This window comes from Sphingomonas sp. BL-S-30 (assembly GCF_055521475.1).
Genome location: NZ_CM145481.1, coordinates 3,070,456 through 3,086,610, shown reverse-complemented (window position 1 = coordinate 3,086,610; position 16,155 = coordinate 3,070,456). Strand labels below are relative to the sequence as shown.

Here is a 16,155-nt window from a genome sequence, read left to right as displayed (position 1 = left end):
TCATGCTGAACTTGTTTCAGCATCCATGCGCGGTCAGTCGATGCGGGGGGTAACGTGAATGGAACGCGTACCAGCAGTCTACATCGTCGCCAGCCAGAAGCGCGGCACGATCTATACCGGCGTGACCTCGAACCCGATCGGCCGCATGATCCAATACCGTCAGGGGATCACCAAGGGCTTTGTCACCAAATACGGTGCCACGCGCCTCGTGCTTCTCGAATTCTTCGGCGACATGGAGAACGCAATCCGCCGAGAAAAGCAGTTGAAGGCATGGCGCCGCGCCTGGAAGATCAATCTGATCGAAGCTACCAACCCGGGCTGGCGCGATCTGGCGTTGGACTATGGCCTCGATCCGCTCTCCCGGCCGCGCTGGCCGCGCATGGATGCTGAAACAAGTTCAGCATGACGGCGTTGGGCCACCCCCCAACAAAAAGAAAGGCCGCGGCACCCCCCGATGCCGCGGCCCGAACTGCCGTAAGCCGATACCAGCAAGCCTGGATCAGGCGACCTCTGCGACCGGCGTCCCGATCTCTTCCGGGTCGCGCAACACATAGCCACGGCCCCAGACGGTCTCGATGTAATTCTCGCCTTCGCAGGCCATGCTCAGCTTCTTGCGGAGCTTGCAGATGAAGACGTCGATGATCTTGAGCTCGGGCTCGTCCATGCCGCCATACAGGTGGTTCAGGAACATTTCCTTGGTCAGCGTCGTGCTCTTGCGCAGCGACAGCAGCTCCAGCATCGCATATTCCTTGCCGGTCAGGTGGACGCGGCTGCCATCGACTTCGACCGTCTTGGCGTCGAGGTTCACGGCGAGCTTGCCGGTGCGGATCACTGACTGGCTATGGCCCTTGGAACGACGCACCACGGCATGGATGCGCGCGGTCAGTTCCTCGCGGTGAAAGGGCTTGGTGACGTAATCGTCGGCGCCGAACCCGAAGCTGCGCACCTTGGAATCCATCTCGTTGATGCCCGACAGGATCAGCACCGGCGTCTGCACCCGGGCGACGCGAAGTCGCTTGAGCACGTCATAGCCATGCATGTCGGGCAGGTTGAGATCGAGCAGGATGATATCGTAGTCGTACAGCTTGCCCAGATCGAGGCCTTCCTCGCCCAGATCGGTGGTGTAGACGTTGAATCCTTCCGTGGTGAGCATCAGCTCGATCGCCTTCGCGGTCGTCGGCTCATCCTCGATCAGCAATACGCGCATCCTGGCAGTCCCCCCGTCACGTCGCTGCGCTCGATACCCCCGACGGCTCGGCGCGCCCCTGCACTAACCATTAACCTGACTGGGGATGAACGCAAAAGGTTAATTCTTCGCTAACCGGCCGAAATGCGCGAGTCGCGGGGTTTTTGGGGCGCCGGAATCGAGCCTGGCGGGGTCGTCTCAGCCGCTCCCCGGGCCTTCCGCGGCGCAGATATGGCGAAACCTCTCGGTCAGGAAAGCAATCAGTGCTTCGACGCGCGCGGGCCGCAAATTGCCCGGCGGGGTGAGCAGGTGCAGCGCGATCGGCGGACTGTGCCAGTCGGTCAGGAACGCCTCGAGCGTGGCCGCCGCCAAGTCTCCGCCAACGATGAAATCGGGCAGGATGCCGATGCCGAGCCCAGCCCTCAGCGCGGGCAGCAGCGCATCGCCGCTGTTCGACCGGAGCGGCCCGGCCGGCCGCACCGCGACCTCGGCACCGCCCGGTCCGATGAAGCGCCACGGGCCGGTGACATTGGTATAGCCCAGGCATGCATGCTCCCCCAGCTGCGCGGCATGAGTCGGGCGCCCGTGCTTTTCGAGATAGGAAGGCGCCGCGACGATATGCATCGCGATCGGCCCCAGGCGCCGCGCGCGCAGCGAGCTGTCGGGCAGATCCGCGATGCGCAGCGCGACATCGATGCCCTCCGCGACGATATCGACTTTCGCATCGGACAGGTGGAGATCGATCTCGATCCCCGGATGAGCGCTCAGGAACTCGGCAAGGGCGGGCGTCAGGCTGACCAGCCCGAGCGTCATCGGTGCGGTCACCCGGATCAGCCCGTGCGGTGCCGTCGCCGCATCGTGCGCCGCCTCTTCCGCTGCGACCGCTTCGGCCAGGATGCGCGCGGCATGCTCGGCCAGGCTCTTGCCGCTCTCGGTCAGGGTCAGCCGCCGCGAGGTGCGGTGGAACAGCGACTGGCCAAGATGCGCCTCCAGCCGGGTCACCGCCTTCGACACGGTCGCCTTCGACACCCCGATCGCATCCGCCGCCCCGCTGAACGAGCGATGTTCGACGACGGAGGCAAAGATCGCCCAGGCTTCGAGATCCGGCAGACGCATCGGTTCAGGCACTCCGTCACCCTGAACTCGTTTCAGGGTCCATGCGCGGTCGTCTGCCTCAGGAGCGCCGCTCATTGGGGCCACTGACCGCGCATGGATGCTGAACCAAGTTCAGCATGACAGCAAGAGGCGAAACGATCAGTTTCCAGCGTTTCCATTTACGCCCTGATCCAAATCCCTATCTTGGCGGCAACACAATTCCTGCTTTTAGGGACACACCCCATGATCGAGAAAAGATCGTTCGAGAGCCTGGGCCATGCCGATCATGGCTGGCTCAACGCGCGCCACCATTTCAGCTTCGCCAATTATTATGACCCGTCCCGGATGGGCTGGGGCGCGATCCGCGTCTGGAACGATGATGAGATCGGGCCGAACGCCGGTTTCCCGGCGCATCCGCACCGCGACATGGAGATCATCACCTATGTCCGCAAAGGCGCCATCACGCACAAGGATTCGATGGGCAACGAAGGCCGCACCGGAGCGGGTGACGTCCAGGTGATGAGCGCGGGCACCGGGGTCCGCCATGCCGAATATAATCTCGAGCCCGAGACGACGACGCTCTTCCAGATCTGGATCGAGCCGAAGCGGACCGGCGGCTCGCCGAGCTGGGGCGCCAAGCCCTTCCCGAAGAGCGATCGCAGCGGCAAGTTCGCGGTGCTCGCCAGCGGCTTCGCCGAGGACAAGGACGCGTTGCCGATCCGGGCGGATGCACGGGTGCTCGGCGCGACGATCAAGGCCGGCGAGACGATCACCCACAGCGTGGGCGATGGGCGTCACGCCTATCTCGTCCCCGCCACCGGCGCGATCGAGATTGATGGCCAGCCCTTCAAGGCGCGTGACGGCGCGGCGATCAGCGGCGGCCAGACGGTCGAGATCAAGGCGATCGAGGATGCAGAGCTGGTGCTCGTCGACTCCGAATAACCGAATTCCGTTCCGCCCACTCCCCCGGGCGGAACGGACGGGGGTGGGCATTCGTCCTCCCCGAAAGCCCCGGCCAGTTGCGTGTCGGGCGCCCACCCCCAGTTCCTCCCGCCCGGATTTCCCACGGGCGGGAGGGACATTTTCCCAGGAGATTTCACATGACCAAGGTTCTGGTGCTCTATTATTCTTCCTACGGCCATATCGAGCAGATGGCTGATGCCGTCGCCGAGGGTGCCCGCGCCGCCGGCGCCGAAGTCGATATCCGCCGCGTCCCCGAAACCGCGCCCGCCGAGGTCGCAGCCGCAGCCGGCTTCAAGGCCGACACCGCCCACCCCGTCATCGAAAGCGTCGAGGCGCTGGCGAATTATGACGCGATCATCGTCGGCGCGCCGACCCGCTTTGGCCGCATGCCGAGCCAGATGGCGTCCTTCCTCGACCAGGCCGGCGGCCTGTGGTTCCGTGGCGCGCTCAACGGCAAGATCGGCGGCGCGTTCAGCTCGACCGCCACTCAGCATGGCGGGCAGGAGACGACGCTCTTCTCGATCATCACCAATTTGCTGCATTTCGGCCTGACCATCGTCGGCCTGGACTACGGCTTTGCCGGCCAGATGGGCGTCAAGGAAGTGCACGGCAATTCGCCCTATGGCGCGACGACGATCGCCGATGGCGACGGCAGCCGCCAGCCGAGCAGCCTCGAACTCGATGGCGCGCGCTATCAGGGCCGCCGTATCGCCGAAGTCGCGGCCAAGGTCTTCGGCTGAACCCGCCGGTAACGGTGCGACGAAGGGCGCTCGCGGCTTGCCGCGGGCGCCCTTTCGCATGACGGCCTAATAATAGACACCTGGCCAGACGAACGGGATCGGCAGGATACGCGGCGCTGGCTTCGCATGGACCGTCTCGATCAACGGTTCCGCGATTCCCGGCCGCGCGGGGAATTGCGCGCGGGCGCGGGCGAAGATCGCGCGGGCACGCGCCGCGCCCGGCGATTGGGCGGTGCGGCCGACCCAGCGCCAGTGCCACGGCTCCCACCCGACATTCTGGCTGTTGTTCGCCGGGAAGGACAATTCGAAGCCGAAGTCGCGCGCGTGGGCGATCAGCCACAGGCCCGCCGGCGTGCTCGCCATGCACCATTGCAGATCGGGGCAGCCGGGCGATGGGTGGATGCCGAAGTCGATCGCATAGCCAGTCGCATGCTCGCTATAGCCGGGCGGCCCCACGTCGCGTGATCGTGCCGCCACGTTTCCGCAGGAATCGCGCGCACCGGTCCGGCAGAACACCGACCGCTGATAGGCGATGGTGCGGTAACAGGAGACCCCCCGGAGCCGGTGCGCCACGCTCGGCACCGCATTAGTGGCCTCGATCAGCGCAGTAAGATCGGCCGCGGCGTCCTTTTGCAGGCGGCAGGTTCCACCCAGCGCGAAGCCGGGAACGGCGACGGGCACCATCTCGCTCGCGGCCGCTTCGGCATAGGGCAGATGACCGAACATGCGGCCATCCGCCCCGGTGACACCGATGCCCGGCACCATGATCGGCGCCACGGGCAGCGGTGTTGGGGTGCTCTGGGCCTGGGCGGGCACCGGCATCGCGCCGAGGCACGCGGCCGACAACAGGGCGCGGATCGCGGGCGTCGTGCTCGGTTTCACTGGAGATCCTCTGGCATGTGGCCGCGCGGAGTGGCAAGGGCTGCAAATGCTTCTGGATAGAGTCCTGTTCCTCGATGGCGAGGCGATCGTGATCGACAAGCCTGCCGGCTTGCCGGTCGACCGGCCCCGCGATGGCTCGATCAGCCTCGAAAACCATCTCGAAGCGCTGGCCTTCGGTTTCCGCCGCTGGCCCCAGGCAGTGCACCGGCTGGACCGCGACACCTCGGGCTGCCTGCTGCTGTCGCGCAACCCCAAGGCGCATGCGCGGCTGCATCACGCGTTCGAGGCGGGCATCGTCGAGAAACGCTATATCGCGGTGCTCGAAGGCGTGGTCGAGGGCGAGAGCGGCCTGATCGATCTGGCCTTGTCCAAGGTGAGCACGGCTGAAACCGGCTGGCGCATGCGCGGCGACCCGAAGGGCAAGCCCTCGCGCACCGCCTGGCGCGTCATCGAGGTGAAGGACGGACGCAGCTTCGTCGAGTTCCGCCCCGAAACCGGCCGCACCCACCAGATCCGCGTCCATGCCGCCGAGGCGCTCGGCGCGGCGGTGGTCGGCGATCCCGTCTATGGCGACGGCAAGGGCGAAAGCCTGCTGCATGCCGCCTCGCTCATGGTGCCGCGCACCGGCAAGGACCCGATCAAGGCCGAGGCGCCGCTGCCCGAACGCTTCCTGAAGGCCGGGTTTAGCCTCTGATCCCCGGAACACGCCCGTTCGTGCTGAGCTTGTCGAAGCACTGTTCTTTCTTCCTCACGTTGCAAGAACAGCCCTTCGACAAGCTCAGGGCGAACGGCGGGATACTGGTCCCTAATCGATCGGCTTGCCCCGCAGCGACTTCACCGTCGACCGCTTGGCCTTGCCCTCCATGCGCCGCGCCTTCGCTGCCTTGGACGGTTTGGTCGGGCGCCGCTTCTTCGGAACGATCGTCGCTTCGCGGATCATCTCGATCAGCCGCTCGCGTACTTCCTGGCGGTTAAGCAACTGCGACCGCGCGCCTTCGCTCCTCAGCACCAGCACGCCGTCACGCGTCATCCGCGATCCGGCCAGGATCGCCAGCCGGTTCTTCACTGCCTCGGGCAGATTGGGTGAGGCGCCGACATCGAAGCGCAGCAGCACCGCCGAATCCGTCGTGTTGACATGCTGCCCGCCCGGACCCCCGGCGCGTGTGAAGGATTCCTCCAGCTCATCGCTGTCGATCGCGATCGATCGGGTGACGGGAATGGCAACCATGCCCCCGGTTAGGCGATTCGACGGTTCGGGCCAATCCGATGCTTGCATGCGGCCTCAACCATCCTCATCTCGCCCCCTCAGACGAAGGAAGACGCGTGTACCAGTTCGACATCTCGGGCGGCTCCAAGGCCGATCTCTATCATGATCTCGAAGCCGCGCTCGGCGCGCTCACCGCCGACGAGCCCGACGCGGTCGCCAATATGGCGAATGCTGCGGCGCTGATCTGGCAATATCTGCCCGATCTCAACTGGGCCGGATTCTACCGGCTGGTCGGTGGCGAGCTCGTGCTCGGCCCATTTCAGGGCAAGCCCGCCTGCATCCGCATCGCGATCGGTGCGGGCGTCTGCGGTGCCGCCGCCGCCACCCTGGCGACGCAGATTGTCGAGGACGTCCACGCCTTTCCCGGCCATATCGCCTGCGACGCCGCGAGCCGGTCGGAACTGGTCGTGCCGATCGTCCATGACGGGCGGCTGATCGGCGTGCTCGATCTCGACAGCCCCGAGGCGGCGCGCTTCGATGCCGAGGATGCCGCCGGGTGCGAGGCGCTGGTCCGGCTGCTCGCGCCCCGTATCGCCTGATCCGCCGGCGGATCGGCTCGATCCTCAGGGCCCCGCGAACGTCACCAGGCTCTCCGCCCCGTTGGCGCCCAGCGCCGATACGCCGACGAAATGGTCGTCGACCGGCACGCCCTTCAGCACCTCGGTGGCCGCGCTAGCGGGAAGATCGACCGATTTCTGCCAGTCCTGCGCATCGGTCCTGCGCCAGTGGATGCGATACCCGGCGGCGCCTTCGACCGGCAGCCAGGTGACCGTCGTGTCATAGCCCAGCGCGCCCGCTATCTTCACCCCCGACGGTGCGGCCGGCGCGGCCGCGAGCCGCCGGACCGTCGCGACGTTGATCGCGGTCACCTTCGCCAGATAGTCGAAGTCCATCTTGTCGACCGTGTCGCCATAGGCGATCCCGTTCTCGACCCGGACGTCCTGGTGTTGCGCCTTCCAGTTCTCCGCCGCGACGGTGAAGCGGATCGCCGGATAGCCAAGCGCCAGGAACGGGCTGTGGTCCCCGCCGCGCCCGAACCGGTCGGGGCGCCGGTCGACGAACACGTCGATCCCGCCCTTGATCGCGGCTGCCACCCCGTCGACCGCCTTGGCCAGCGCCCGCGACGGCCCGTCATCCTCGCCGCCATTCTGCCGGCGCTTCTGCACGGCCGCCAGATCCTCCGCCGCGCCGATGCCTTCGGAAAAGACACGCACCCGGTCGGCCACGCGCACGCCGTCCTCGCCGATCGTGTTGCCGACGATGTCGTTGTTGAGCATCGCCGAGACGACCCAGTTCTTCTGCCTGGCGGTCTCCGCCAGCAGGGTACCGCCCCACAATCCCTGTTCCTCGCCCGAGAAGAGCGCATAGACGATCGTCGCGCGGAATTTCTGTCGGGACAGGATGCGCGCCGCCTCGAGCACCAGGGCCACGCCCGATCCATCGTCGTTCGCGCCCGGCGCGTCGCCAGTCGCGTTCATCGCGTCGCTGACCCGGCTGTCGATATGCGCGCCGATGATGATCACCCGGCGCGGCTCGATCCCTTGCTGGAAGCCGAGCACATCGACGATCTCCACCCCGTTCGGCGCGCGCGGCCCCACGAAAGTGCGCGCGATATTGGCGCTGGTGATGCACCCGCCGCATCCGTCCGAGATGCGCGTCAGTTCCCCCGCCGCCCAACGCCGCGCCGCGCCGATGCCCCGGACAGGGTCGTCGGTGGAGGACAGGCTGTGCCGCGTGCCGAAGCTGACCAGCTTCTCGACCGTCGCCTTCAGCCGGGTGGGGTCGGGCGCGTCCTGCGCGGCGGCAGGCGTGGCGAGAAGCAGGGCGGTAAGAGGGATGAAGCGGTGCATCGCCGGATGGTGGCGGGCCACTCGCGGAGCATCAACCCCATTCGTCACCCTGAACTCGTTTCAGGGTCCATGCGCGGGCAGAGGCCACGCAAACGTCGCTCGCGGTTCGCACGCCGCGCATGGATGCTGAAACAAGTTCAGCATGACGGCATTTCGGCGATCAACTCAGCCGGTCGATCGCCTCGCGACTGAGCGACCCCGGAATGATCATCAACGGAATCGGCAAGGCGCCCGCATCGGCGCCCGCGAAATGCGCGACCAATGCCCCCGGCGCGCCGCTCGCCGCGGCACCGAGGACCAGAGCAGCGATGTCGGGATTCTCCGCGATCATCTCGCGGATGATTTTCGGGCCTTCGCCCTGGCGCACCGTGATCGAGGGTCGCAGCCCCGATTCCTCCAGCAAGGTTCCCGCCGCGCCGGCGACCAGCGCCTCGGCATGGATGCGGGCCTCGTCCTCGATGGTGGCCTGCACGCCACCAAAGGCGACGAACTCGGCCGGCGCGATCAGGGTGAGTATCTCCACCCCGCCACCAGTCTTCACCGCGCGCCGCGCCGCGAAGCGCAAGGCGATCTCGCTTTCCGGATTCTCGTCGATCACGACCAGATAGATACGCATGCTTTCCCCCTCTGCCCGCTAGGTGGGCCGGGCCCCGGTTTTACGCAAGAGTAGCCTGGTTCAGCGCGCCCGGTCTTGACCCCGCCCGCATCGGGCGCGAAGGGAACGAGCCGCTACGGATTCGGTTAGAGGAAAGCCTCCCCATGTCGATCGAGATCAAGATGCCTGCATTGTCCCCCACCATGGAGGAGGGCACGCTGGCGAAATGGCTCGTGAAGGAAGGCGATGTCGTCAAGTCGGGCGACCTGATGGCCGAGATCGAGACCGACAAGGCCACGATGGAATTCGAGGCGGTCGACGAAGGCGTGATCGGCAAGATCCTCGTTGCCGAGGGCACTGACAATGTGAAGGTCGGCACCGTCATTGCGACCCTGCTGGAAGAAGGCGAGAGCGCCGATGCGGCCCCCGCCCCCAAGGCCGCCGCGCCGAAGGAGGAGGCCAAGGCGGAAGCCCCGAAACAGGAAGCCGCGCCCGCACCCGTTGCCGAGGCGCCCAAGCCCGCCGCGATTCCCGCACCGGCATCGGACGACCGCGTCAAGGCAAGCCCGCTCGCCCGCCGCATTGCCGCCGAAAAGGGCGTCGAGCTGTCGGCGCTGGCCGGCTCCGGCCCGAACGGCCGCATCGTCAAGGCCGATGTCGAGGGCGCCAGGCCCGGCGCGGCGCCCGCCGCTGCCGCGACGCCCGCGACCGAAGCCGCCGCACCGGCCGCTGCCGCGGCGCCGGCCCCCGCCAAGCCGGCCGTCGTGCCCGACATCCCGCACACCGCGGAAAAGCTGTCCAACATCCGCAAGACGATCGCGCGCCGCCTCACCGAATCCAAGCAGACGGTGCCGCACATCTATCTCACCGTCGACATCCGCCTCGACAAGCTCATGAAGCTGCGCACCGAATTCAACGCAGCGCTCGAATCGCGCGGCGTGAAGCTGTCGGTCAACGACCTGCTGATCAAGGCGCTCGCGGTCAGCCTGATCCAGGTGCCCAAGTGCAACGTCATGTTCACGCCGGACCAGCTGATCACCTTCCAGCGCGCCGACATCTCGGTTGCGGTCTCGACGCCGTCGGGCCTGATCACTCCGATCATCGCCGAGGCCGACACCAAGGGCCTCGCCGCGATCTCGGAGCAGATGAAGGATCTCGCGGGCCGCGCCCGCGACAACAAGCTGAAGCCCGAGGAATATCAGGGCGGCACCGCCAGCCTCAGCAACATGGGCATGTTCGGCATCAAGCAGTTCGAGGCAGTGATCAATCCGCCCCAGGCCATGATCATGGCGATCGGCGCGGGTGAGAAGCGTCCCTGGATCATCGACGACGCGCTCGGCATCGCGACGATCATGTCGGCGACCGGCAGCTTCGATCACCGCGCGATCGACGGCGCCGACGGTGCGCAGCTGATGCAGGCGTTCAAGGCGCTGGTGGAGAACCCGCTGGGCATGGTGGCGTGAGGGCGCGGTGAAGCGGACGCTCTACGAATTGCTGCACATCGCCGCCGGCGTGGTCGGCACGGCGTTGCTTGCTTCGGCCGCTGCCTGGGGTGTGCCCAAATCGGCGGGCGCGATCTGGGACGTCGCCTATGTCGTGGTCGCGGTGGTCGTGTTCATGGGCGTCCGGCCGCTCAGGCTCGCCTGGCGCGCCGATCAGGAGGCGAAGCACGGCCAGCCCCGCGCCAATGGCTGACGGCCCTCCCGGCACCGAGCCGGTCATCCGCGCGACCGCGATGGCAGCCGATGCGAATCCTTACGGCTTCATCTTCGTGGGCTGGCTGATGGGCCAGATGGCGCTCGCCGCCGGCTCGGTCGCCTCGCGCCGATGCGGCGGGCACGCACCCGTCGTCGGGGCGAACGGTTTCAGCTTCACCATGCCGGTCAACATCGGCGACGAAGTCTCCTTTCATGCCGAAATCGTCGCGACCGGCACGACCTCGATGACCGTCGACGTCGACGTCTGGCGACGCGACCGCCACGGCGAGAGCACTGCACGCGCGGCGCGCGGCACCTATATTCTGGTATCGATGGGCAAGGACGGCAGACCAAAGGCGCTGGCGGCGTGATCGGCACGACCTCTTCTTCCCCCTCCCCCCTTGCGGGGGAGGGAGGGGCCCAACGCGAAGCGTTGGGAAGGAGAGGGGGGCGCTCGACGAAGGCGAGCGCGCTTGGCAAGGCCAAGCACATGCGCACCAACCCGACCGAGGCGGAACGTGCGCTTTGGCAGCTCCTGCGCAACAAGCGGCTCGCCGGCTGGAAGTTCAAACGCCAGCAGCCGATCGACCCGTACATCGTCGACTTCGTCTGTTTTGCTGAACGATTGATCGTCGAAGCGGACGGATCGCAGCATATCGAGAATGCCTATGACGCGCGTCGCGACGCCTGGTTGAGATCGCAGGACTTCCGCCTCCTGCGCTTCTGGAACAACGACATACTGAACAATCCGGAGGGCGTGCTTACGTCCATCCTCGTTGCGCTCGAAGGAGACGAAACCGGCATCGAGCCGGTTTCGTCTCCGACCCCTCTCCCCAGCCCTCCCCCGCAAGGGGGGAGGGAGAAGAAGGACCTACCACGTGGCTGACAGTTTCGACCTCATCATCCTCGGTTCGGGCCCCGGCGGCTATGTCGCGGCGATCCGCGCGGCGCAGCTCGGGCTGAAGACCGCGATCGTCGAGCGCGAGCGGCTCGGCGGCATCTGCCTCAACTGGGGCTGCATTCCGACCAAGGCGCTGCTGCGCACGTCGGAAATCTATCATTATATCAGCCACGCCGCCGATTACGGCCTCAAGGTCGAGAATCCGGGCTACGATCTCACCAGGATCGTCGAGCGCTCGCGCAAGGTCGCGGGCCAGCTCAATGCCGGCGTCAAGGGCCTGATGAAGAAGAATAAGGTGACCGTGTACGAAGGCACCGGCACCATCACCGCGAAAGGCAAGCTCAGCGTCAAGCAGGGCGACAAGACCAGCGAGCTCGAAGCGAAGAACATCATCATCGCGACCGGCGCCCGCGCCCGCGACCTGCCCTTCGCCAAGGCCGACGGCAAGCGCGTCTGGACCTATCGCCACGCCATGGTGCCGGAGGAAATGCCGACCAGGCTGCTGGTCATCGGCTCGGGCGCGATCGGCGTCGAGTTCGCCAGCTTCTACAACGACATGGGCGCCGAGGTGACCATCGTCGAAATGCTCCCGCGCATCTTGCCCGTCGAGGACGAGGAAGTCTCCGCCTTCATGGAAAAGGCGCTGACCAAGCAGAAGATCCGCATCATGACCGGCGCGGGCATCGAGGGCCTGACTCCGGGCGCGAATGGCGTGACCGCCAAGATCAAGGGCAAGGACGGCTCGGTGACCTCGGAAGAGTTCAGCCACGCGATCGTCGCGATCGGCATCGTGCCCAACACCGAGGATATCGGGCTGGAAGCGCTCGGCGTGAAGACCGATCGCGGCCATATCGTCACCGACGGCTATGCCCGCACCAATGTCGAGGGCATCTACGCGATCGGCGACGTCACCGGCCCGCCCTGGCTGGCGCACAAGGCAAGTCATGAAGGCGTCGTCTGCGTCGAGGCGATCGCCGGCGAGAAGCCGCATCCGTTCGAGACCTGGAACATCCCGGGCTGCACCTATTCGCGGCCCCAGGTCGCCTCGGTCGGCTTCACCGAAGCCAAGGCGAAGGAAGCCGGCCACGACGTGAAGGTCGGCAAATTTCCCTTTATCGGCAACGGCAAGGCCATCGCGCTGGGCGAGGCCGAGGGTTTCGTGAAGACGGTGTTCGACGCGAAGACCGGCGAGCTGCTCGGCGCGCACATGGTCGGCGCCGAAGTGACCGAACTGATCCAGGGCTATGTCATCGCCCGCCAGCTCGAGACGACCGAGGCCGAGCTGATGGAAACCGTGTTCGCCCACCCGACGCTCAGCGAGATGATGCACGAGAGCGTGCTCGGCGCCTATGGCAAGGTCATCCATATCTGACCGGAACGCGGACTCACGCTGACGGGCGTCGCTGCCTCGGCGCCCGGATCGTGTAGCGTTCCACCAGATGGAAAAAGAGCAGCGCAAAGGCGATGGCGATCCCGGCGCATGCAAAGGCGTAGAGGATCGATGCCGACCGGTACGCGCCGGTCGCCGCGTTGATCACGTGGAATACGGGTAAATGCGTCGCGTACAGCGAATAGCTGGCGACGCCGATAAGGTAGAAGGCCCGCACGCCGATGGTGTCGCGGCGGCACAGATAGCCGATCGCGGGTATCGCGACGCCGACGAGCCCGGCGGCGCCGACGGCGAGGAACAGGGGACTCCACCCGAAGGAGCCGCGTAGCTGCAGGAAGATGCCGATGAGGAGCGCGGCGATCCACCCGGCATGCCACAGCCGCCCGCGCAACGCCGGCGCCCGGCCGGCCTTAATTTCCGCGAGATAGGCGCCGGCGGTCCAGAGGAACAAATGGCTGGTGAAAAGGGGACTCCCGCCGCGCGCGTGGACGAAGACCCGGGACAGATCGAATGCCCAGTACGCGCAGGCGGTCACCACGCTTATCCCGGCGGCCGCGGCGAGCGCCTTGCGGGGGCCATATCGGCGGAACAACAGGAACATGACGGGATAGAAGAGATACAGATGGAACTCGATCGACAAGGTCCAGAAGACACCGTTCGAGCCGAAGGTGCCGACGAACAATTCCTGCGCCATCAGCAGGTTGAAGACGAAACTCGCCAGGTTTGCGCTGATCCACACCGATGGCGATTGCCCCTGCTGAGTCGCATAATCGACGATCGCCGTGAGCAGCATGGCCCCCACATAGACGGGGTAGATGCGCAGGAACCGGCGCTTGTAGAACTGGCCGACATTCAGCGTCGTCACGGGCGACGCCTGCAATTTCGTGGCGAATCCGAGATGGATGCAATAGCCGCTGAGCACGAAGAAGATCGGCACGCCCAGCCAGCCCAGCGAGAATATGCCCGAGCCATAGGACAGCCAGACATCCGGTCGTACCGTACGCAAGCCATAGGTCGCATACACGTCGCGCAGGCCGACCCAGAATTCGGCCCGCGCATGATAGAGGACCACCGCAAGCGCGGCGAGCGCACGCAGGACGTCGATCGAATGCGAGCGGTCTATACCCGCTTCCACCAGCGTGGGTGGCGCTGACATCGCATCGCTGCCATCAACGTCGGTCAACAGAATCCCCATTTCCTCAGCCCATCGATGGAGCCGGCTGGCGCGTCAAGTAAGGATGATGGCATGCGCGACCGCGATGGCGAAACGATCAGTGAACGCCACGCCGCGACGATCATCGGGGCGGGGGCGGCCCTTCTCTGTGCCGCGACGCTGGCCCTTTGGTGGCCGGGCGTCGTCGAATATGATTCGGTCGAACAATATCGCCAGGTCCTGAGCGGTATCTATCTGGACTGGCACCCGCCGGTCATGGCGCGGCTCTGGGCGGTGCTGCATCCGTTGGGGCAGGGCGCGGCCCCGATGTTCGAGCTCCAGCTCATGCTCTACTGGCTCGGCCTCGGCCTGCTGGCGGCGGCGCTGGCGCGGACCGGCAGGGCATGGGCAGGCGCAGCGGTGCTCGCCATGGGCGCTCTCCCGCTCTTCGCCGGATGGCAGGCAGCCGTGCTGAAGGATACCCAGATGCTCGGCGCGATGCTCGCCGCGGTCGGGCTGGTCGGCTGGTGGCGGCTGGCGGGGCGTCGGATGCCGGTCCCGGCCATCATCGCCATGGTCCTGTTGCTGGCTTATGCGACGCTGGTGCGCGCCAATGCCGTCTTCGCGGTAGTGCCGCTGGTGGTGATGCTCGCGCCCTGGCCCACGCGCCTCTGGCAGCGCGGCCTCGCAATCGTCGCGGGAGTCCTCATGGTGCTGGCCGTCACGCCGCCGATCAACCACGGCCTGCTCGGTGCCGGGCAGACCGAGGTCACCCGGACCCTGCCGATCTTCGATCTGGCCGGCATCGCGCATTTCTCCGTCGCCGACGATCTCCCGCGGGCGGAACGCGCCCTGATCGCGCGCCGCCATTGCTACCAGCCCTATTTCTGGGATCCGCTCGGCGACGACAGCCGCTGCGGCAGCATCGCCCAGCGTCTCGATCTCGTGCCCGCACGCACGCTCGTCACCCTGTGGCTGGGATCGGCGCTCCACCATCCGATCGCCTATCTCGAACACCGCCTCGCGCACCTGAATTCGACCGAGCGCCTGTTCGTGCCGCTGGGCAGGCCGGATGCCGCACCGCCGCTCCGGTCGGAGCCGAACGATCTCGGCCTCGATTCTCCCGGCCCGGCCGCCGCGGCGATCGCGCGGGCAGGGGGCTGGCTGGCCGAGACTCCGCTTGGCTGGCCCATCGCCTGGGTCGTCGTCGCCGCGACGGCGCTGGGCGTCGCGATCGGCCGGCCGGCGAGCCCATCCCGCGACATCGCGCTGGCGCTCGCCGTCTCCGCGCTGGCGCTCGAGGCGAGCTTCGCCATGGTCAGCATTGCGTCAGACCTGCGCTATCATCTGTGGCCGATGATGGCGGCGGCACTCGCGGCGATCCTGCTGGCCGGCGAACGACCGCTGCCGCGCCGGGCGTTGATCCTGGGCGGTGCGATCCTCATCGCGGTGGCCGGTTTGGGTACCGCTGCACGGTTGTCGCTCCCGCACAGTCCCGGCACCTATCAGGGCATGCTGGGCTGAACGGCGCCGGGCCTCACTCCGCGAACCGCCACCAGCGGGGAGGATCGGCATCCTCCGGCATGCCGCGCAGCTCGATCAGCCGCTTGTTCGGCGGGCGCCAGTGCGAGCTGATCAGCAGACCGATGTCGTTCAGGATGGACCGGCTCGACGCATAGGCGCCGTGGCCGAGGCCGAAGATCTCGGCACCCACGGCGGTGATGTCGATCGCATCCACGCCATCGACCAGCAACGGCTGGCCTTCGCGCACATCGCCCGCGCGCTGGACGTTGCGCCGCAGCCGCTTGGACAGGGTGAGCGCCTTGTCGGCGGAAGAGGCGTAGAGCGTAAGCCCCGGCACCACCTTGCACAGCTTGGGCATCTTCTTGAGGTAGGCGTCGCGGTCGACATCCGGCGCCGCCATCATCAGTTCCGCGATCGAGAGCGGCGTCGCCGCATGATCGTGCCGTTCGAGCGCGTTGACGACGAGCTGATTGCCCATGCTGTGCGCGATGACATGGATCCGCGAGATGCCGGCATCGAGCAGATGGGCGAGCGTCTCGCAAAACGCATCCTCGCCGTGATCGGCGCTGTCATAGTCATAGCCATAATCGGCGGTCCGCCCGCCCGAGGCCCAGGAGAAGAGCAGCGGAACGCCCTTATATTGGAGGTCCCAGAAAATCTGGGCGGCGCGGTACACCGCATCGGGGAAACTGGTATTGAAGCCATGGACGAAGACCAGCGCGTCTTCCCCGCCATGGCCCCGCGCCATGCCCTTCCAGGCATCGAGCGACAGTTCCTCGACGCTGTTGATGATGAAATGCTTGCGCGCCTTTTCACGCTCGATCGTGATCTGGACGATCGGCAGCTTGAACGGCCGGCCGAGTGTCCCGAAATGGCGATCCTCCGGAACGCGCACCTGGGCAACGCCATAGC

The 16,155-nt window shown here is 66.6% G+C and carries 19 protein-coding genes; 11 read left to right on the top strand and 8 right to left on the bottom strand.

Going from position 1 to position 16,155, the window contains the following annotated elements:
- Positions 1-58 precede the first annotated feature (58 nt).
- A complete protein-coding gene (locus ACZ1I5_RS14290) occupies positions 59-406 on the top strand; it encodes a GIY-YIG nuclease family protein (RefSeq protein WP_465169908.1) in 348 nt (115 codons plus the stop codon).
- A 93-nt stretch (positions 407-499) separates the two neighbouring features.
- Here ACZ1I5_RS14290 and ctrA read toward each other — a convergent pair whose 3' ends face one another.
- Positions 500-1,207 carry a response regulator transcription factor CtrA gene (gene ctrA, locus ACZ1I5_RS14285; RefSeq protein ID WP_465169907.1) on the bottom strand — a complete coding sequence of 236 codons (708 nt, stop codon included), beginning with the start codon at positions 1,205-1,207 and terminating at the stop codon, positions 500-502.
- Between the two features lie 177 nt (positions 1,208-1,384).
- A complete protein-coding gene (locus ACZ1I5_RS14280; protein ID WP_465169906.1) occupies positions 1,385-2,302 on the bottom strand; it encodes a LysR family transcriptional regulator in 918 nt (305 codons plus the stop codon).
- Between the two features lie 222 nt (positions 2,303-2,524).
- On the opposite strand from ACZ1I5_RS14280, the gene ACZ1I5_RS14275 reads away from it, so the two are divergent.
- A complete protein-coding gene (locus tag ACZ1I5_RS14275; protein ID WP_465169905.1) occupies positions 2,525-3,223 on the top strand; it encodes a pirin family protein in 699 nt (232 codons plus the stop codon).
- Positions 3,224-3,381: 158 nt separating this feature from the next.
- Positions 3,382-3,984 carry an NAD(P)H:quinone oxidoreductase gene (gene wrbA, locus ACZ1I5_RS14270; RefSeq protein WP_465169904.1) on the top strand — a complete coding sequence of 201 codons (603 nt, stop codon included), beginning with the start codon at positions 3,382-3,384 and terminating at the stop codon, positions 3,982-3,984.
- Positions 3,985-4,050: 66 nt separating this feature from the next.
- On the opposite strand, the gene ACZ1I5_RS14265 is transcribed toward wrbA, so the two are convergent.
- Complete coding sequence (locus tag ACZ1I5_RS14265) at positions 4,051-4,866, bottom strand: M15 family metallopeptidase (protein ID WP_465169903.1); 816 nt, start codon at positions 4,864-4,866, stop codon at positions 4,051-4,053.
- Positions 4,867-4,912: 46 nt separating this feature from the next.
- On the opposite strand from ACZ1I5_RS14265, the gene ACZ1I5_RS14260 reads away from it, so the two are divergent.
- Positions 4,913-5,560, top strand: a complete 648-nt coding sequence (locus ACZ1I5_RS14260; RefSeq protein ID WP_465169902.1) for an RluA family pseudouridine synthase — start codon at positions 4,913-4,915, stop codon at positions 5,558-5,560.
- A gap of 111 nt (positions 5,561-5,671) precedes the next feature.
- Here ACZ1I5_RS14260 and arfB read toward each other — a convergent pair whose 3' ends face one another.
- Positions 5,672-6,094, bottom strand: coding sequence for an alternative ribosome rescue aminoacyl-tRNA hydrolase ArfB (arfB, locus tag ACZ1I5_RS14255; RefSeq protein ID WP_465169901.1), 423 nt, complete (start codon positions 6,092-6,094; stop codon positions 5,672-5,674).
- 95 nt (positions 6,095-6,189) lie between these two features.
- On the opposite strand from arfB, the gene ACZ1I5_RS14250 reads away from it, so the two are divergent.
- Complete coding sequence (locus ACZ1I5_RS14250; RefSeq protein WP_465169900.1) at positions 6,190-6,672, top strand: GAF domain-containing protein; 483 nt, start codon at positions 6,190-6,192, stop codon at positions 6,670-6,672.
- 24 nt (positions 6,673-6,696) lie between these two features.
- Here the strand turns inward: ACZ1I5_RS14250 and ACZ1I5_RS14245 are convergent, their stop codons facing one another.
- Complete coding sequence (locus tag ACZ1I5_RS14245; protein ID WP_465173974.1) at positions 6,697-7,983, bottom strand: M20/M25/M40 family metallo-hydrolase; 1,287 nt, start codon at positions 7,981-7,983, stop codon at positions 6,697-6,699.
- A gap of 160 nt (positions 7,984-8,143) precedes the next feature.
- Positions 8,144-8,599, bottom strand: coding sequence for a universal stress protein (locus ACZ1I5_RS14240; RefSeq protein WP_465169899.1), 456 nt, complete (start codon positions 8,597-8,599; stop codon positions 8,144-8,146).
- 143 nt (positions 8,600-8,742) lie between these two features.
- On the opposite strand from ACZ1I5_RS14240, the gene ACZ1I5_RS14235 reads away from it, so the two are divergent.
- Genes ACZ1I5_RS14235 through lpdA form a run of 5 tightly spaced genes read left to right on the top strand, consistent with a single transcriptional unit; the run spans position 8,743 to position 12,548 of the window.
- Positions 8,743-10,041: a pyruvate dehydrogenase complex dihydrolipoamide acetyltransferase gene (locus ACZ1I5_RS14235; protein WP_465169898.1), complete on the top strand. Its 1,299-nt coding sequence runs from the start codon at positions 8,743-8,745 to the stop codon at positions 10,039-10,041.
- A 7-nt stretch (positions 10,042-10,048) separates the two neighbouring features.
- Positions 10,049-10,273, top strand: coding sequence for a hypothetical protein (locus ACZ1I5_RS14230; protein ID WP_465169897.1), 225 nt, complete (start codon positions 10,049-10,051; stop codon positions 10,271-10,273).
- Complete coding sequence (locus ACZ1I5_RS14225; RefSeq protein ID WP_465169896.1) at positions 10,266-10,646, top strand: acyl-CoA thioesterase; 381 nt, start codon at positions 10,266-10,268, stop codon at positions 10,644-10,646. The genes ACZ1I5_RS14230 and ACZ1I5_RS14225 overlap by 8 nt, the downstream gene beginning before the upstream one ends.
- Entirely contained in the window at positions 10,643-11,161 is a 519-nt protein-coding gene (locus ACZ1I5_RS14220) for an endonuclease domain-containing protein (protein WP_465169895.1), read from the top strand. Before ACZ1I5_RS14225 ends, ACZ1I5_RS14220 begins: the two co-directional genes overlap by 4 nt.
- Positions 11,154-12,548, top strand: a complete 1,395-nt coding sequence (gene lpdA, locus ACZ1I5_RS14215) for a dihydrolipoyl dehydrogenase (RefSeq protein ID WP_465169894.1) — start codon at positions 11,154-11,156, stop codon at positions 12,546-12,548. Before ACZ1I5_RS14220 ends, lpdA begins: the two co-directional genes overlap by 8 nt.
- Positions 12,549-12,561: 13 nt before the next feature.
- On the opposite strand, the gene ACZ1I5_RS14210 is transcribed toward lpdA, so the two are convergent.
- Positions 12,562-13,749: an acyltransferase family protein gene (locus ACZ1I5_RS14210; RefSeq protein WP_465169893.1), complete on the bottom strand. Its 1,188-nt coding sequence runs from the start codon at positions 13,747-13,749 to the stop codon at positions 12,562-12,564.
- Positions 13,750-13,812: 63 nt separating this feature from the next.
- On the opposite strand from ACZ1I5_RS14210, the gene ACZ1I5_RS14205 reads away from it, so the two are divergent.
- A complete protein-coding gene (locus ACZ1I5_RS14205) occupies positions 13,813-15,243 on the top strand; it encodes a hypothetical protein (protein ID WP_465169892.1) in 1,431 nt (476 codons plus the stop codon).
- A 13-nt stretch (positions 15,244-15,256) separates the two neighbouring features.
- Here ACZ1I5_RS14205 and ACZ1I5_RS14200 read toward each other — a convergent pair whose 3' ends face one another.
- Positions 15,257-15,991: an alpha/beta hydrolase gene (locus ACZ1I5_RS14200; RefSeq protein WP_465173973.1), complete on the bottom strand. Its 735-nt coding sequence runs from the start codon at positions 15,989-15,991 to the stop codon at positions 15,257-15,259.
- Positions 15,992-16,155: the final 164 nt, after the last annotated feature.